16 protein-coding genes, 1 tRNA gene, 1 pseudogene and 1 riboswitch are annotated in these 16,575 nt (G+C 41.1%); of the genes and pseudogenes, 10 read left to right on the forward strand and 8 right to left on the reverse strand.

Going from position 1 to position 16,575, the window contains the following annotated elements; all coding sequences use genetic code 11:
* A pseudogene (locus WC743_RS25235) lies at positions 1–104 on the reverse strand (30S ribosomal protein S18); the annotation flags it as partial.
* Positions 104–469, reverse strand: a complete 366-nt coding sequence (gene rpsF / locus WC743_RS25240) for a 30S ribosomal protein S6 (protein ID WP_162429306.1) — start codon at positions 467–469, stop codon at positions 104–106. The pseudogene WC743_RS25235 and the gene rpsF, both read right to left, overlap by 1 nt.
* Positions 470–753: 284 nt before the next feature.
* On the opposite strand from rpsF, the gene WC743_RS25245 reads away from it, so the two are divergent.
* Positions 754–903, forward strand: coding sequence for a hypothetical protein (locus tag WC743_RS25245; protein WP_373016329.1), 150 nt, complete (start codon positions 754–756; stop codon positions 901–903).
* 73 nt (positions 904–976) lie between these two features.
* A complete protein-coding gene (locus WC743_RS25250; RefSeq protein ID WP_373016330.1) occupies positions 977–2,803 on the forward strand; it encodes a DNA polymerase III subunit gamma/tau in 1,827 nt (608 codons plus the stop codon).
* A gap of 34 nt (positions 2,804–2,837) precedes the next feature.
* Here WC743_RS25250 and WC743_RS25255 read toward each other — a convergent pair whose 3' ends face one another.
* Both WC743_RS25255 and WC743_RS25260 read right to left on the reverse strand, forming a co-directional pair.
* Positions 2,838–3,269: a hypothetical protein gene (locus WC743_RS25255; RefSeq protein ID WP_373016331.1), complete on the reverse strand. Its 432-nt coding sequence runs from the start codon at positions 3,267–3,269 to the stop codon at positions 2,838–2,840.
* Between the two features lie 72 nt (positions 3,270–3,341).
* Positions 3,342–4,049: a hypothetical protein gene (locus tag WC743_RS25260; protein WP_373016332.1), complete on the reverse strand. Its 708-nt coding sequence runs from the start codon at positions 4,047–4,049 to the stop codon at positions 3,342–3,344.
* 245 nt (positions 4,050–4,294) lie between these two features.
* Here WC743_RS25260 and WC743_RS25265 point away from each other — a divergent pair, with 245 nt between their 5' ends.
* Positions 4,295–5,524 carry an NADP-dependent isocitrate dehydrogenase gene (locus WC743_RS25265; RefSeq protein WP_373016333.1) on the forward strand — a complete coding sequence of 410 codons (1,230 nt, stop codon included), beginning with the start codon at positions 4,295–4,297 and terminating at the stop codon, positions 5,522–5,524.
* A 47-nt stretch (positions 5,525–5,571) separates the two neighbouring features.
* Here WC743_RS25265 and WC743_RS25270 read toward each other — a convergent pair whose 3' ends face one another.
* Positions 5,572–6,105: a hypothetical protein gene (locus WC743_RS25270; RefSeq protein WP_373016334.1), complete on the reverse strand. Its 534-nt coding sequence runs from the start codon at positions 6,103–6,105 to the stop codon at positions 5,572–5,574.
* A 99-nt stretch (positions 6,106–6,204) separates the two neighbouring features.
* Here WC743_RS25270 and WC743_RS25275 point away from each other — a divergent pair, with 99 nt between their 5' ends.
* The 6 genes from WC743_RS25275 (at position 6,205) to WC743_RS25300 (ending at position 11,628) form a co-directional block, all read left to right on the forward strand.
* Positions 6,205–7,185 (forward strand): type I phosphomannose isomerase catalytic subunit, encoded by a 981-nt coding sequence (locus WC743_RS25275; RefSeq protein ID WP_373016335.1) that lies wholly within the window; start codon positions 6,205–6,207, stop codon positions 7,183–7,185.
* A gap of 138 nt (positions 7,186–7,323) precedes the next feature.
* Positions 7,324–8,397, forward strand: coding sequence for a glycoside hydrolase family 2 TIM barrel-domain containing protein (locus tag WC743_RS25280; protein WP_373016336.1), 1,074 nt, complete (start codon positions 7,324–7,326; stop codon positions 8,395–8,397).
* A gap of 2 nt (positions 8,398–8,399) precedes the next feature.
* Complete coding sequence (locus tag WC743_RS25285; protein ID WP_373016337.1) at positions 8,400–9,065, forward strand: family 16 glycoside hydrolase; 666 nt, start codon at positions 8,400–8,402, stop codon at positions 9,063–9,065.
* Positions 9,066–9,497: 432 nt separating this feature from the next.
* A riboswitch (SAM riboswitch) is annotated at positions 9,498–9,613 on the forward strand.
* Positions 9,614–9,828: 215 nt separating this feature from the next.
* Complete coding sequence (locus tag WC743_RS25290; protein ID WP_373016338.1) at positions 9,829–10,464, forward strand: peroxiredoxin; 636 nt, start codon at positions 9,829–9,831, stop codon at positions 10,462–10,464.
* A gap of 14 nt (positions 10,465–10,478) precedes the next feature.
* Positions 10,479–10,549, forward strand: a tRNA-Cys gene (locus tag WC743_RS25295).
* 149 nt (positions 10,550–10,698) lie between these two features.
* A complete protein-coding gene (locus WC743_RS25300) occupies positions 10,699–11,628 on the forward strand; it encodes a DUF5996 family protein (protein WP_373016339.1) in 930 nt (309 codons plus the stop codon).
* 36 nt (positions 11,629–11,664) lie between these two features.
* On the opposite strand, the gene WC743_RS25305 is transcribed toward WC743_RS25300, so the two are convergent.
* A complete protein-coding gene (locus WC743_RS25305) occupies positions 11,665–12,321 on the reverse strand; it encodes a class I SAM-dependent methyltransferase (RefSeq protein WP_373016340.1) in 657 nt (218 codons plus the stop codon).
* Position 12,322: 1 nt separating this feature from the next.
* Positions 12,323–12,808: a RidA family protein gene (locus WC743_RS25310; protein WP_373016341.1), complete on the reverse strand. Its 486-nt coding sequence runs from the start codon at positions 12,806–12,808 to the stop codon at positions 12,323–12,325.
* 206 nt (positions 12,809–13,014) lie between these two features.
* Between WC743_RS25310 and WC743_RS25315 the strand changes: the two genes are divergently transcribed.
* Positions 13,015–15,147, forward strand: coding sequence for a DUF5916 domain-containing protein (locus tag WC743_RS25315; protein WP_373016342.1), 2,133 nt, complete (start codon positions 13,015–13,017; stop codon positions 15,145–15,147).
* Positions 15,148–15,167: 20 nt separating this feature from the next.
* Here WC743_RS25315 and WC743_RS25320 read toward each other — a convergent pair whose 3' ends face one another.
* Positions 15,168–16,142 (reverse strand): hypothetical protein, encoded by a 975-nt coding sequence (locus tag WC743_RS25320; protein WP_373016343.1) that lies wholly within the window; start codon positions 16,140–16,142, stop codon positions 15,168–15,170.
* Between the last annotated feature and the right edge of the window lie 433 nt (positions 16,143–16,575).

Raw genomic sequence — 16,575 nt, forward strand, 5'->3', positions numbered from 1 at the left:
TTGTAATCGATATACTTAATACCATTCTTTTTGAAACGGCAGTATTTTTTACGGTTATCCTCCACTTTTGGAGCGGTAACGTATTTAATTTGGTCGTTTGCCATTAGTTGTTTTCCTCCACTTTAGCCGCAGGTTTCTTGTTAAAAGCACCGCTGCGTTTTTTGTCATTGTAAGCAATGGCATGTTTATCCAAAGCAATGGTTAGGAAGCGCAAAACACGCTCATCGCGCCTTAATTCAACTTCCAGTTTGTTAATTAAATCACCCGGAGCCTTGAATTCAGTTAAGTGATAGTACCCTGTAGTTTTCTTTTGAATAGGGTACGCTAATTTTCTCAAACCCCAATTATCCTCCTGGACAATTTCGGCTCCGCCATCAGTTAAAACTTTGCTGTATTTGGCAATTGCCTCTTTAGCAGTTTCATCTGATAACAACGGGGTTAGAACGATCACGATTTCGTACTGTTGCATTATTATTTGATTTTTAATTAATTACCCGCTATTACGGGGCTGCAAATGTAGCAAGAATATTTGAAAAGTCAAATAGCTTTATAGCTAAACCAATGCTTTGTTAAGCGTATGTTTATATTATATTAAATGTGCTGCATTTTAAAACATGTAACTGCTATAAATTGTAGTTTTAATAAAAATTAACAATTATGGAGTTTTCTGAAAGCAGGTACCAAAGTACAGACCATTCAGTTTTTAAGTATGACACCCTGTTTTTGCAGGGCCCGGGCTAAGATGATGAGCCTGTGGACGGCGACTGGAATGATGAAGAGGATGAAGATTTTGACGATCAGACAGAATCACGTAACGATTTGCATGAGATACAGGTTGATGACGATTTAGGTGAGCCCGATCCGGAAGAAGATGACCATATGCCTAATGGTGATCAGTTATAGGTGGCTATTTGAATTTACTCACAATCATTATTTGAGGTTTTAAGTTAAAGCATTTCTTGCTACCTTTATACCTGTGGATAATTTCATTGTTTCAGCACGTAAATATCGCCCGGCAACCTTTGAAACCGTTGTTGGCCAGCAACATATAACTAATACGTTAAAAAACGCTATTAAAAATAATCAGCTGGCACAGGCGTTTTTATTCTGCGGGCCGCGTGGAGTAGGTAAAACCACCTGTGCCCGTATCCTGGCAAAAACCATTAACTGTACCAATTTACAACCAAATGGCGAGGCCTGCGGCGAGTGCGACAGCTGCCTTTCTTTCCAAAATGGTAACTCCTTTAACGTGCATGAACTGGATGCGGCATCAAACAATTCTGTTGATGATATCCGCAGCCTGATAGAGCAGGTGCGCATACCGCCGCAAGCGGCACGTTACAAGATATATATTATTGATGAGGTACACATGCTATCGCAGGCGGCATTTAATGCTTTCCTGAAAACGCTGGAGGAACCACCTAACTACGCTATATTTATACTGGCTACCACCGAGAAGCATAAGATACTGCCAACCATATTATCCCGTTGCCAGATCTTTGATTTTAACCGCATCCGTGTGGATGATATGGCCGGGCACCTGGCAAACATCGCCCAAAAAGAAAGTATTACTTATGAGCCCGACGGCCTACATATTATAGCCCAGAAGGCAGATGGAGGCCTGCGCGACGCGCTCTCTATGTTTGACCAGATAGTGAGCTTCTCTGCCGGTAACGTTACCTACCGGTCGGTTATTGATAACCTTAACATACTTGATTACGATTACTACTTTAGTATAACCGATAAATTGTTAGGCGAAGACAGCGCCCAAACACTGCTGTTGTTTGATGAGATCCTTTCAAAGGGGTTTGACGGGGCACACTTTATATCGGGCCTTTCAGAGCATTTCCGTAATTTGCTGGTGAGTAAAGATGTATCAACCATAAAACTGCTGGAAGTTAGCGAGAGTATAAAAGCCCGGTACCTGCAGCAATCGCAGGCGGCAAGTGTATCGTTCCTGTTATCGGCCATGAATATTGCCAACCAGTGCGATATCAGTTATAAGCTAAGTAAGAACCAGCGCTTACAGGTAGAATTGGCCTTGTTAAAGATGAGCCATTTGCAGTCGGTGTTTAATATAGCATCCGCACCGTTACCTGAACAAGCTGCTGCCCCAAACGGGGAGTTAAAAAAAAAACCTGATTCCGCAGTAAATGTTGCTCCTGATCCTGTAAAAGATGAGGTATCGGTAGTGAGGGATGCCCCGGTTATTTATAACAGAACGCCGCCTGTAAAAGAACCTGCGCCTGAAACTAATATAACCCCGGTTGCAGAATCAATAGAAGCACCGCCATCCGAAAAGCCAAAGCCGTTTATAGCCAATGTACATTCTACAACTACATCGGTTAAAATACCGTCATTAAAAGATCTGACAAAAAAGCTTGAAGAGGCTGCTTTAGAAGAAGAAGATCCGTACTTGAAAGGTAATGATAAACAGCCCTTTACAATTGATGAGTTTTTACAACTGTGGACTAATCACGGCGCAAAGTTAAAAGCGGATGGTAAACCGGCAACGTTATATACCATTTTTACCGCTATTACACCGTTAGTATTAGGCCCTGAAAATTTTGAGGTATTGGTATCCAACAAAATTCAGGAAATGGCTTTTAGGGATGAGCGCCCTTACCTGCTTAATTTTTTACGTACCAGTTTAAAGAACTTTAACATTGAGGTAAATGCCAGGGTAGAGGAAACAACCACCGTACGTAAACCCTATACTGCCGCCGAAAAGTTTCAGTACATGGCAGCCAAAAACCCACAGCTAATTGATCTGAAAAACAGATTTAATCTGGAGTTTGATTAGATATAAAAAATAGGCGGATTATTATCCTCCTATTTTATTTTTTCAAAGGTGTATCGTTTTTAGGATAACCTTCTTCATCAAGGTCGTCGCGGTCATCTTCTTTAGTGTGTGCCAAAGCGGCGTCCCTTGGGTTAACTCCAACAATTTTTCCGCTATCTATATGCATTCCCAGTGTATCAACATCTGTTTCTATTGAACGGTTGGCATCATACTCACCGTTTACATCGTATGGGTTGGCCTCGTCATAGGTGGAGTTCATGTCTTCGCCATCTTTTACAGTTGTATCATATGGGTCCGGGTGATCATAATCAGGGTTATCACTCTTTACATCGTATTCGTAGCTATTGATAGTTTCATCGTAATTCAAATTTTCACTATCGCCAGTCTCGTTTAATTCATCATCTGATGTGTTGTTCAAATCTTCAGGGTCAACACTAAATTCCGGGTTGTAATCTTCGGGTATCATAGGTTTTAGTTTTTATGTTATATACATTAAAAACCCTGCCAAAAACAACCGGAGTTATAAATTTAACTAAACTTAATAAGCTATTTTTTTGCGGTATGATGTAACACCACCGATGGCAAATTTTAGGGTTATGTTATATTGTATAAATTTATCCTTACTGAGGCCGGCATCAAAACCATCCAGGTTATCGCCAAAATCATAGTTGTACTGGGCACCAATATCTACCTTGAAAGAGGGTTCATCATAACGGTTAAAAACTTTAAACTCGTAGCCAAGTTTTACAGGGAGGAAAAGTTCATGGGCATCAATTTCGCCGGGGGTAGTGTAATCAGGCAATACAAACGAGGTGCGGTTTATTGATCTGATATCGTTAATTATATATCCAAAACCTGCGGATGCATAAATATTTTTTAAGGCATTAAAGACCCTGCTGCCCGAGTAATTAATAAACTCACCGGCTTGTAGCTGTCCTCTAAAAGTGATTGCTTTGTACACATTTCTGAAATACCTGCCAGATAATGTTGCCCCGCTGCCACCTTCTAAAATACCGCCTTGCGCCTCTACAATGTAATTAACATACGGGGTGTGGTTATAAGTAAAATTAACCAGCCCATATGGTGTGTTTTTTGCAGTTTCGGCATCGCCGTAAACCCGGCTGATGCCGCCACCAAAACCAATATCATATTGTGCATAGTCATATCCAATTTGTGCCTTTGATAACAAAGTAACCAAGCATAGCAACAGTGTGAAGAGTGTTGTTTTAAAAAGCAACTTTATCATATGTGAGGGTACTGCGGATAATAACCGGTAATTAAATTTCTATAAAAATAGCATCAAACTTTTAAAAAGCAATAATACGCTTAAATTAATTGTTTAGGGGAATTAACAATAACAAATTGCAGGTAAGGGCGTAATGCAAACGTATTCGTGAAATATTTTATTTAATGTTGCGGGGTAAAATTTTTGAAATAAAATTTTATGTAAGTTTGAAACCGTTAAAACAGAAAATAACCATAAAAAGAGGTATGTCAAAAATTAAAGTAGAAAACCCGGTAGTTGAACTGGATGGTGATGAAATGACACGCATCATCTGGAAATTTATAAAAGATAAACTGATAACCCCGTATCTTGAACTGGATATAAAATATTATGATCTGGGTATCGAGTATCGCGATGAAACAGATGACCAGGTTACAATTGATGCTGCCCATGCTATTTTAAAATATGGCGTAGGTATTAAATGTGCCACCATTACACCTGATGAGCAGCGTGTAGAAGAGTTTGGCCTTAAACAAATGTGGCGTTCACCAAACGGAACCATCCGTAATATATTAGATGGTACCGTTTTCCGCGAACCTATAGTTATGGCAAACGTTCCGCGTTTGGTGCCAAACTGGACAGCCCCTATATGTATTGGCCGTCATGCTTTTGGCGATCAGTACCGCGCAACTGATTTTGTTACCAAAGGCAAAGGTAAACTAACCGTTACTTTCACCCCGGAAGATGGCGGTGCGGAGCAATCATTTGAAGTATATAACTTTAAAGGTGATGGCGTAGCGCTTGCTATGTATAATACAGATGAATCTATAAAAGGATTTGCCCATGCTTGTTTTAACCAGGCATTAATGAAAGGCTGGCCTTTATACTTATCAACCAAAAACACCATCCTGAAAAAATACGATGGCCGTTTTAAAGATATTTTTGAAGAAATTTATCAACAAGAGTATAAAGCTAAATTTACTGAAGCCGGTATCACTTATGAGCACCGCTTAATTGATGACATGGTTGCATCGGCCCTTAAGTGGAACGGTAACTTTGTTTGGGCTTGTAAAAACTACGATGGCGACGTACAAAGCGACACCGTAGCGCAAGGTTTTGGTTCATTAGGTTTAATGACCTCAACATTGGTTACTCCTGATGGCACCGTAATGGAAGCTGAAGCAGCCCATGGTACGGTTACCCGCCACTACCGCGAGCACCAGGCCGGCCGCCCAACATCAACTAACCCAATCGCATCAATTTTTGCATGGACACGCGGTTTAGAATTCCGTGGTATATTAGATAACAACCAGGAACTGGTAAACTTTTGCAAAGCTTTAGAGGAAGTTTGTATTGAGACAGTTGAAAGCGGAAAGATGACCAAAGATTTGGCCATTACCATAAAACCAAAAGTAGAACATGGTACAGATTACCTGTATACCGAAGAGTTTTTGGAAGCTATAAACGAAAACTTAAAAGTAAAATTGGGTAAGTAATTTTATCCGAGTATATTTTAAAAAGGCCTGTATTTACAGGCCTTTTTTTATTTGTTGCCACTGCCAACTTCAAAGAAACAATCTTTGGCGACTGATTGTGTGGTTTCGTGTGAAATAGGTATCATCACTGAGTCGGGATTGGTTTTTTTCAATTTAGCAATTACGCATTTAAATAAAAGCTCGCTCTCGTTTTTATCCGTTTCTTTTACGTCTTTTAACAAAACTTCGTGGATGGTTTCCTCAATTGCCGGTGTCCATGGTACAAGCTTTGGCACTATGCCGCTATCATTGTTAGTATTGGCATAACCATATTCCTTACCTATTTTTTCGCTCAATATTTGCAGGCTATCTTTTGATACAGATTCTACGCCTTTTGGCAACTCTTCTTTTAATCGCTTAATAATAAAAGCAACAAGTTTTTGTCGTTTATCATCATCAGGTAACCGTTCACTTATCGCGTCGTTAATTTCCCTCGTCAACTTTAACTCGTACTCCTGTGTCCAAACGGAACTGTTTTTGTTGTCCCATTTACAGGATGATATACTGAAGAGTATTATGATAATAAGGACCGCCTTCTTCATTGAATGATGTATGATTATTAACCAAACATAATATTAACTTTTCACAATCATTTTAATAATTAACTAATAACTTAGCCCCGTAAACAAGAATATACTACCATGTCATCATTATATCCATTAAAATTTAAAACCATATTCAAAGACAAGATTTGGGGCGGCCACAAAATTGAGACCTACCTGCATAAAAATATTGGCGACTTGCCTAACTGCGGTGAAACCTGGGAAATATCGGGCGTAAAATCTGATGTTTCGGTTGTTGAAAGTGGTGAACTGAAAGGTCAGTCGCTGGCTAACCTCCTGGAGCAGTTTAAAGATGAATTGGTAGGTAAAAAAGTGTATGAGCATTTCGGTAATATTTTTCCTTTACTGATCAAATTTATTGATGCTAATGACGACCTGAGCGTACAGGTACACCCAAATGATGAACTGGCAAAAAAACGCCACAACTCTTTTGGTAAAACCGAAATGTGGTATGTTATAGAGGCAGATCCGGGTTCTTCCCTTATTGCCGGGTTTAACCGCGAAATGAATGAAAAAGAATATGTTGAAGCCTTAAACAGCAGCCATATAATGGATATCCTGAATAGGGAAGATGTTAAAGCAGGAGATGTTTTCTTTTTACCTGCAGGCCGTGTGCACACCATTGGTAAAGGTTTATTGATAGCCGAAATTCAGCAGACATCAGATATTACCTATCGCATTTATGATTTTGACCGTGTGGATGATAAAGGCAACAAACGCGAACTGCATACAGAAGAAGCCCTTGCAGCTATCGACTACAAACACTACCCGGAATATAAAACCAAATATCAGCCTAAAAAAGATGAGGATGTTGAGCTGGTGAAATGCCCGTACTTTACTACCAATATAATGGATTTTACCCACGGCACCGAAAAGGATTACTCGGCCCTTGATTCATTTGTGATACATGTTTGCGTAGCCGGCGAATACACTATTAAGCATAACAACCTTGCTTACCCGGTAAAAATGGGAGAGTGCATACTGCTGCCAAAAACTATAGATAAAATAGAGCTAAAAACAACGTCAGGCTTCAAGATATTGGAAAGCTATATCGAGTAAAAGGGTTTTAAAGTAATAATCAGGAAATTGTATAAAAAGTATTGTTCAGGTAATTCTGATCAATACTTTTTTTGCTTATGGAGTAAATTTAGTCTGCATATTTAAAGTTTGTTATCTTTACTTTACCAATTATCAACCATGAAAAACCAATTCTTTAAATTACTTGCGGTAGTTTTACTAACGGCTTCTTTAACGACTAATACGTTCGCGCAAAAAGCAGCTGTTGGCAAAGTGTGGTCGGCAGCTAAAGCGAATACATGGTATGCACAGCATAAATGGATGACAGGTGCCGATTTTATTCCAAGCACAGCAATTAATCAGTTGGAAATGTGGCAGGCCGGTACGTTTGACCCTGCCACTATAGATAAAGAATTAGGCTACGCCGAAAGTATTGGTTTTAACACTATGAGAGTGTTTTTATACAGCCTTGCATGGCAACAGGATAAAGCGGGCTTCAAAAAACGGATTGACCAATATCTTACTATCTCCAATAAACACCATATACAAACCATGTTTGTGTTTTTTGACGATTGCTGGAACGCTAATGCCAAAATTGGTTTGCAACCGGCGCCAAAAACAGGCATCCATAACTCGGGCTGGTTGCAGGATCCCGGTAACAGGGAATCAAAACCTGGTGAAACCGCCATGCTGGAGGCTTATGTTAAAGATGTTATGACCAGCTTTAAGCATGATAAGCGCATCCTGCTGTGGGATCTGTACAACGAGCCCGGTAATAGCGCCAAAAAAGATAAATCAATAGGTTTGCTCAAGCAGATCTTTAGCTGGGCACGTACGGTTAACCCGGATCAGCCCATATCTGCAGGTTTGTGGGATTGGAGTTTTGAAAAGCTGAATGCCTTCCAGGCGCTAAATTCAGATATTGTAACCTACCACGATTACACCGACGAGAAATCGCATCAGAAAACTATTCAACTGCTAAAAACACACGGTAAACCATTAATATGTACCGAATACATGGCCCGCACACGTGGCAGTCGTTTTGAAAATATTATGCCTATGCTGAAACAGGAAAACGTTGGCGCACTTAACTGGGGTTTTGTAATGGGTAAAACAAATACTATTTACGCCTGGGACAACCCAATACCTGATGGCTCGGAACCGAAACTATGGTTTCATGATATTTTTCGCAAGGACGGGAAACCTTATAAGCCCGAAGAAGTAGCGTTGATCAAAAAACTAAACGGTAAATAATTATGAAAAATTTAGTTGCAAGCTGTTTAATTATAGCTTTAGGTATTTTAACTGCTTCCGCACAGCAAAAAACAGTTAAGTATGATCTGCAGCAAATGCTGGCCAATAAACAACTCGATGTACAAAACCGTGAAGCAAGCCCTTTGCAAATAGCCGGTAAAACAGGAGTTAAACTTACTGCCCGCGAAAATGATGGTGTGGCCTGGTTAAACGGTGTAACATTCTCAAACGGGGTTATTGAGCTTGATATAAAAGGTAAGGACGTGCTGCAGCAAAGTTTTGTTGGGGTTGCTTTCCACGGAACGGATGTAGCCCCTACAGAGGACGTAATTTATTTTAGGCCGTTCAATTTTAGAGCCGCAGACCCGGTGCGGAAAATACACGCCGTACAGTACGAATCGCTGCCAAATTACGATTGGGAAATTTTACGTGAAAAGTACAATGGCCAGTACGAAAAGGCAATAGAACCGGCACCAAAGGCAGATGAGTGGTTCCATGCTAAAATTGTGGTAGAATACCCCCAGGTGAGGGTGTTTGTAAATGGTAACCCTGAGGCCAGCCTCGAAGTGAAAATGCTCAGCACCACAAAAACCGGCAAGCTTGGATTATGGGTAGGCAACAATTCTGATGGTGAGTTTGCCAATCTTACTGTAACCCACAAGCCGTAAATAGTACTATAATATCTCAAATGTCTCATTAATTTCCCTCAGGCGTCATTGCGAGGTACGAAGCAATCTCCTGATAGAAAAGTAGGTGCGATGCTTGATAATATATAACCGTGTCATTGCGAGGAGCGTAGCGACGCGGACAACCGACCGAAGGGAGCTCATTAATTCCGTAAAGGGGAATAAAACCCATTAATAATCTCGTAGCCAATGCATAGGCTTGTCCCGCTACGAGATTGCCACGGCTTTCCAATGCACTTACCCCTGCATAAGCCTCGCAGTGACATGTGTAAAGTTCGCAATTGGCAGACTTCTATTCTAAATTTTTCTCCTTGTTTTTCAGTCAATTATAATCTTAAAATAAAAAATATTATAAAGTCTATAGGAATTATAGAATTAATATATACTTTTGTGCTGTTAATCGTTCTTTAAATATACTTATCCAGAAAGACGGAGGGAAAGGCCCTATGATGTCTTAGCAACCTGTACCGGCTTAAACGCTTGTAAAAGGTGCTAATTCCTGCTTCGCAATATGCGGAGACAGATAAGCTGATTTAAAAGAAATAGAGTGTTTTGCTTAAAACATTTTCTCTTTGCTTCTTTTTACGGATAAGTACTGATAAAACATAAATACGTTGTTTTAATTACCGCTAAAAAGAAGCTCCATAAAAAGCTTTCCCGGGTATCAATATTGAAATGATGTTTGCAATTGCATAGCTTTATACTGTGCAATTATATATTTAAAAACATTTAAAAACTTAAAATTATGAGCTTACGAATTGGCGATGATGCCCCAAACTTTAAAGCAAAGACATCACAGGGTGAAATTGATTTTTACGAATACCTGGGCGACAGCTGGGGAGTGCTGTTTTCGCACCCGGCAGATTATACACCGGTTTGTACCACTGAGCTGGGTAAAACCGCATCACTTAAAGAGGAGTTTGATAAACGCAATGTAAAGGTGATTGCCTTGAGTACGGATAGTGTGGAATCTCACAAAGGCTGGATAAATGATATTAACGAAACGCAGGGTGTAGAGGTTAACTTTCCCATAATTGGTGATGAAAACCGCGAGATCTCTGAGGCTTATGATATGATCCACCCCAATGCTTCATTAACCGCCACCGTTCGTTCGTTGTTTGTAATTGGTCCCGATAAAAAAATAAAGCTGATCATTAGCTACCCTGCATCAACCGGCAGAAACTTCCAGGAAATTTTAAGGGTAATTGATTCATTACAGCTAACCGCTTACCACAGTGTTGCTACCCCTGCCGATTGGAAAGACGGCGAAGAGGTAGTAGTGTTGCCATCTATAAAAACAGAAGATATTCCTGCTAAGTTCCCTAAAGGATTTACAGAGGTGAGACCTTATTTAAGGTTAACGCCACAGCCCAACAAATAACGGCTGAAAGATAAAGTCGCGTGGCCGAGAGGATAGGTATAGGTCTGCAAAACCTTTAACGGTAGTTCGAATCTACCCGCGACGTCTAATTTAAGTGAATAGTTTCGGAAGCGATGGGCCTAAAAAGCTCATCGCTTTTTTTGTAGGGCATAAATAACCGTCACTTTTAACAAGTGTGAAAAATGACAATTCGGACTAAAACACATTTCTAACTCATTTGCTTATCTTTATAATATGAGCGATCAAACCATTAACAACTGGCCCAAGCTGGACTACCACTACCTGAAAGATACCATTGCCACCGTGCACATGTGGACGCAGATGATAGGCAAGGTTAGGCTAAAGAAAACACCCTGGATAAACCACTCCTGGCATGTTACCTTGTATGTGAGTGCAACAGGCTTAACAACCGGCAGCATCCCCTATGAAGGCGGTGTGTTCCAGATTGATCTTGACTTTATAAACCACCAGCTGCATATAACCACCAGTACAGGCGCAAAGATTTCATCGGCTTTAGGTGCCGAAACTATTGCCGCGTTTTATAACGAGCTAAATGGCAACCTTAAAGCAGCCGGCATAGATGTTGAAATTTACCCTGTGCCAAATGAGGTTGATCCTGCTATACCTTTTGAGGATAACACCGCGCCGTGTACCTACAATGCCGATGCTATGCACACCATTTGGCTGGCACTCATTCGCATACATAATGTGTTTACTGATTTTAGGGCCGGCTTTTTAGGTAAGTGCAGCCCGGTACATTTCTTTTGGGGAGCGTTTGATCTGGCGGTTACCCGTTTCTCGGGAAGGCCTGCGCCAAAGCACCCGGGTGGTGCGCCAAATATACCTGTAGCCGTTATGCAGGAGGCCTATTCGCATGAGGTTAGTTCCTGTGGTTTTTGGCCGGGTAGCGAGCAGTTTCCTCAGCCTGCATTTTATTCATACTGTTACCCTACGCCGGATGATTTTGGCAAGCAGGAAGTAAGCCCGCCCGAAGCATTTTACAGCAATGAAATGGGTGAGTACTTTTTAACGTACGAGGTTGTGCAGCAATCAGCCAACCCCGAAGAAACTTTAAGGCAATTTTTACAATCAACCTATAATGCTGCCGCTAAAACGGGCAACTGGGATAAAGATTTAGAAGGTGACTTGTCGGGGTTGAAATAAAAGCCTCAGCCCGGCCCCCTCTAAAGGAGAGGGGGATTAAATTACCAGCGTTCGTCCAACTGGCGATGATTCAGGTACGTGTAATTTCCTTACGCACCAGGTGGTCATGCATCTTAAATTTTGCACGTTGGTAGTTTTTATTGGCTCAAAAAGCTCGCCGCCTAATACATCAGTATATTCCATTAATATCTGCTCATTCACCAAAAAGCGCTCGGAGCCATCGGGCAGGGCATAGCGACTATTTTTTAAAGGGATCACCAAATTTTCAATGCCAATATCAGATGCCAGCCGGGTAAATAAATGCCCTCCGGGTTTCAACACCCGCCATATGGAACGGAGCATCGCATCAAAATGATTGCTGTCTTCGGCAAAATGGAGTACGGCGCTGCAAATTGCCAGGTCGAAGGTGTTATCTTCAAAAGGCAGGTCCTCGGCATTGGCCACGGTAAAATTCCCGGCAGGAATATTACCTTCCGCAAGCGCCTCAGCCAGCGACTGAACCTGGGCTACAGCCTCCGGGTTTGGGTCAATGCCATAAACATCATACCCATTTTGCAGAAAGTAAGTGAGGTTTCGGCCGCTGCCGCACCCTACATCGAGTACTTTCCGGCAATCTTCAAAACGGCCTTTTAGTAATTGATCAAACAGGTAAATATCAATATTGCCATAAAGCTGCTGCAAATTGTTTTCCATATTACTTCTTCTTTGGTATAACCGCTGTAGCCTCTATCTCCAGTAAAATATCGTCTCTAAACAGTTTACTCACCTCAACCAGTGTGCTTGTGGGTGGCGTTTTTGTGTTGATGTATTTATCTCTAATATCGCGCAGCAACTGCACTTTTGATACATCTTTTATATAATAATTTAGCTTTACTATGTTATTCATGGTGCCGCCCGCATCTTCAACAATGTGTTTTATGTTAATGAAACATTGGTTTGCTTGTTTGGCAAGGTCGCCTTTACCTACCAAATTGCCTGCTTTATCTAAGGCTACCTGGCCTGCCATAATGATCATCCGGCTGTTGCCCATATCAATTTCGGCGGCCTGCGAATACCCTTTTGGTAAGGATAGCGCTTTTGGGTTTTTAAAGGTTACCGGCCTTTCCTGCATAAATTTCGCGTCTTGCGCAAAGCAGTTAGCTGTTGTAAACATTACCAGCAGGAACAAAAATGGTTTCATAGTAAATGTGTTTTTGGTTGTGCAATGTAACAATATTGCAATGGCTTTAAAAATTGGATTAATTGCAGCTGCATGGTAATAAATTTTAATTTAATATTTATATTATTGTGTACCGTTAACACATTAGCGGTGGTATTATCTCACAACCAATTATCCATACCAAGTTGTCTACAGGAAAATTTATCTTACTGCTGTTATGCCTTTGCATGTTTAACACTTATGTATCCGGGCAAAAAAAGAACGCTAATTACAAGCTCCATATAAGGCGGGCAACATCGCCCATAAAAATAGATGGTTTAATGGATGAGGCCGACTGGCTAAATGCCGATTCGGCTGCTAACTTTTTCATGACCTTGCCTATGGATACCAGCTTTGCCAAGGTGCGTACAACCGTAAGGATGAGTTATGATAACAACAACCTGTACCTTATTGCGGTATGCTATACACCAACACCGGGGCCGTATATGGTTGAATCGCTTAAACGCGATTTTGCCTTTCAAAAGAATGATAACTTTTTGCTTTTTATGGACCCCTTTGATGCCCGTACAGATGGCTTTAGCTTTGGCGCAAACGCGGCCGGGGCCCAATGGGATGGCACTATGTATGAAGGCGGCAAGGTTGACCTGAGCTGGGATAATAAATGGTATTCGGCAGTAAAAAACTACCCGGATAGGTGGGTATTTGAGGCGGCCATCCCTTTTAAAAGTATCCGTTATAAAAAGGGCATCCGTGAGTGGGGGATAAATTTTAGCCGGAATGATCTGATCACCACAGAAAAATCAAGCTGGGCACCTGTGCCGCGGCAGTTTCCTACAGCCGCGCTGGCTTATACGGGTACTATAGTTTGGGACGAGGAACCACCCGTGGCCAGCAGTAACGTATCGGTAATACCATATGTGTTGGGCGGTGTTACTAAAGATTTTCAGAACGGGACAAAGGCTTCTTACCGTAAAGATATTGGGGGCGATGTTAAGGTAGCGCTCACCTCATCGCTCAATTTGGATATGACCGTGAACCCCGATTTTTCGCAGGTTGATGTAGATCAGCAGGTAATAAATCTGAACAGATATGAACTGTTTTTCCCGGAAAAGCGGCAGTTTTTTCTGGAAAACGGTGACCTCTTTTCCAATTTTGGCTATGCCGATATCCGTCCGTTCTTTTCGCGCAGGATAGGGCTTAATGCGCCCATTCGTTTCGGTACGCGGATGACGGGTAAGATTGACAAGAACTGGCGGGTAGGGGTTATGGATGTGCAAACGGGCCAGTCGGGTACAGATAATTTGCCCGGGCAAAATTTTGGTGTGGTAACGCTCCAGCGGCGTGTGTTCTCCAGATCAAACATTGCCTTTATGTTTATTAATAAAGATGCTACAGGCAGCGCCCCGTCTGCAGGTAACACAACACCCGGTTATAACCGTAATTTTGGGATGGAATATAACCTGGCATCATCAAACAACTTATGGACCGGCAAGTTTTTGGGGTTAAAATCATTCACACCCGGCGTAAACGGGCACGACTTTGTAGAAGCCGGTAACCTGCAATACCTAAGTAAATACTGGACATTTGCCCTTCAGCAACAATATGTTGGCAAAAATTACAATGCCGAAGTAGGTTATGTGCCAAGAGTGGGTTATAACAAGATCAGTCCGCTGGTACAGCATAACTTTTTCCCAAAATCGGGCGTGGTATTGTCGCATGGGGTGCAGCTCTCCAGTACTTATTTTTTTGATGAGCACTTTAAACGTACCGATAACGAAAGCATCCTGAGCTACCTGATCACTTTCCGCAACCGCAGCACTATCACCGTTTCCGGGTTAGATACTTATGTAAGGCTGCTTCGCCCGTTTGACCCTACCAATAACGGCAAGATAAACCTGGCCACCGGTACCGAAAACCATTGGAACACCGTTGATGTGCAATATGCATCGAAACCGCAAAGTGTATTTACTTACCTGTTTGATGTTTTGCGTGGCGGATATTATGACAATGGCAACCGCCTTAGCCTAACCGGCCAGGTGGGTTACCGCTTTCAGCCCTATGTAAACCTGATGCTTAACTTATCATACAGCGATTTGCGTTTGCCGCAACCATATGGGCGTAACAAGTTCTGGCTTATTGGCCCGCGGGCAGATGTTACCTTTACCAATACCTTGTACTTTACCACCTTTGTACAATATAATGAGCAGGCCAGAAACATGAATATAAACAGCCGCCTGCAATGGCGCTACAAACCTGCTTCAGACTTTTTTATTGTTTACGGCGACAATTCTATCCCATCACCATTTACAGTTAAAAACCGCCAGCTAACTATTAAATGGACGTACTGGTGGAATATATAGGTTGAAAAGAATAATCCTGTTTACTTCCCTTTTATGCCTTTAACATGCATAATAACAATACTTGAGTGCGGCAAGCCCAGTGTTGAGGCGGAGGTAACATTTAAATATGCAGATAAATAACCATTAACAATGGCCCGCAATGTTTTATTGGTTTGTGCTTCAAACTCGGCAAAACTAAAGTTGATCGATCTTACAAAAAGCAGTTTTCCCTTTGCATCAACCAGTACCGTGAATGAGTAGCTAAAATCTTCGTAAGCATTTTTAATAACTACATCATACTCGGGTAAAAGGTAATCTGCCAGCAAACCCGATTCCTTTCTGTTTTCGGCAGTGGTAGTTTCTCTTGTAATAGTACATAGTTTGTTGCGTGCTTTAAACACCGCGGGCTGCCGCCCTGCAAATGCCTTAGAAGTATCGGCATTTGCTTTTTTTACCATCTGTTGTACAAACAGGCTATCTTTTCGGCTGGGATGTATCAGGCTGTCAGCAGTAGTATGCAATGCGTTTTTGATATAGTCATTGGCGTAAAGGGTCATATATACAACAGACTGTTCACGTGTGAGTATCCGGCCCTCTACCTTCATCACCTGAAAAATGATACTGTCTTTTGTTTGTTTTTTTAAACGCAGGTATGACCATGCTATGTTGAAAATAGAATCATGATCAAACAGGATAGGGGCGTTTCCCCATGTTTTGGTAGCAGGGTTGTAAATGTTTACAGAATCATCAGACAGGAAGGTTAAGCGCCAATCGGGCTCCAGCTGGTAGCCATAATCACTAAATGACATTCCATTTTTAAAAGTCCGGCGTACTTCCGTAAAACCCTTTCCCCAATGCTGTTTAAAAGTAGGCTTAACCGATTCGTCAACTTTGTTATTGCTGCTGTTATTATTACCGCCTTTTTTATTATTGCTGTTACAGGCGTTTAATATAATTGCTGCAGCAAGCAGGATAAATAGGCAGGGTATTTTATTACGGAAAGATATGTTATTCATAAATAGCGTATACATGGCGAATATAAGACAATGGCCTTAAACCAAAAAACCGCTATATCATGATTTAAACATAATGTATTGTTTAATTTTTATATTTTTGCATTTGAATTACTACAATATAATTCCCTATGGTGTAACGGTAGCACTTCTGATTCTGGTTCAGACAATTGAGGTTCGAATCCTTGTGGGGAAACAAAAGTTTGCAAGAATTATGAATCCATATATTCAAAATTGCATCTCTGCTTATATCTTTTATTGCATTGGTTAAAATAAAAGTAAACCAGTGTAAATATAGTTCCATATCCCGCATTATTATCAAAAACAAGTTAAGTATATCTGGCGTTATGTAACATCATTATCTAATGGTACAAAAGCTGTGGTATTTTTCTAATTTAAAACTCGGTAATTGGAGTTTCCACATTATTAAATGTGG

The sequence above is a fragment of the Mucilaginibacter sp. genome, from assembly GCF_041660805.1.
Lineage (GTDB): Bacteria > Bacteroidota > Bacteroidia > Sphingobacteriales > Sphingobacteriaceae > Mucilaginibacter.

Coding starts and splice junctions, on each gene's coding strand:
- WC743_RS25280 (WP_373016336.1), top strand. CDS start 7,324: ATGAAAAACCAATTCTTTAAATTACTTGCGGTAGTTTTACTAACGGCT.
- WC743_RS25260 (WP_373016332.1), bottom strand. CDS start 4,049: ATGATAAAGTTGCTTTTTAAAACAACACTCTTCACACTGTTGCTATGC.
- rpsF (WP_162429306.1), bottom strand. CDS start 469: ATGCAACAGTACGAAATCGTGATCGTTCTAACCCCGTTGTTATCAGAT.
- WC743_RS25310 (WP_373016341.1), bottom strand. CDS start 12,808: ATGAAACCATTTTTGTTCCTGCTGGTAATGTTTACAACAGCTAACTGC.
- WC743_RS25315 (WP_373016342.1), top strand. CDS start 13,015: ATGTTTAACACTTATGTATCCGGGCAAAAAAAGAACGCTAATTACAAG.
- WC743_RS25265 (WP_373016333.1), top strand. CDS start 4,295: ATGTCAAAAATTAAAGTAGAAAACCCGGTAGTTGAACTGGATGGTGAT.
- WC743_RS25255 (WP_373016331.1), bottom strand. CDS start 3,269: ATGATACCCGAAGATTACAACCCGGAATTTAGTGTTGACCCTGAAGAT.
- WC743_RS25300 (WP_373016339.1), top strand. CDS start 10,699: ATGAGCGATCAAACCATTAACAACTGGCCCAAGCTGGACTACCACTAC.
- WC743_RS25320 (WP_373016343.1), bottom strand. CDS start 16,142: ATGAATAACATATCTTTCCGTAATAAAATACCCTGCCTATTTATCCTG.
- WC743_RS25290 (WP_373016338.1), top strand. CDS start 9,829: ATGAGCTTACGAATTGGCGATGATGCCCCAAACTTTAAAGCAAAGACA.
- WC743_RS25305 (WP_373016340.1), bottom strand. CDS start 12,321: ATGGAAAACAATTTGCAGCAGCTTTATGGCAATATTGATATTTACCTG.
- WC743_RS25275 (WP_373016335.1), top strand. CDS start 6,205: ATGTCATCATTATATCCATTAAAATTTAAAACCATATTCAAAGACAAG.
- WC743_RS25285 (WP_373016337.1), top strand. CDS start 8,400: ATGAAAAATTTAGTTGCAAGCTGTTTAATTATAGCTTTAGGTATTTTA.
- WC743_RS25270 (WP_373016334.1), bottom strand. CDS start 6,105: ATGAAGAAGGCGGTCCTTATTATCATAATACTCTTCAGTATATCATCC.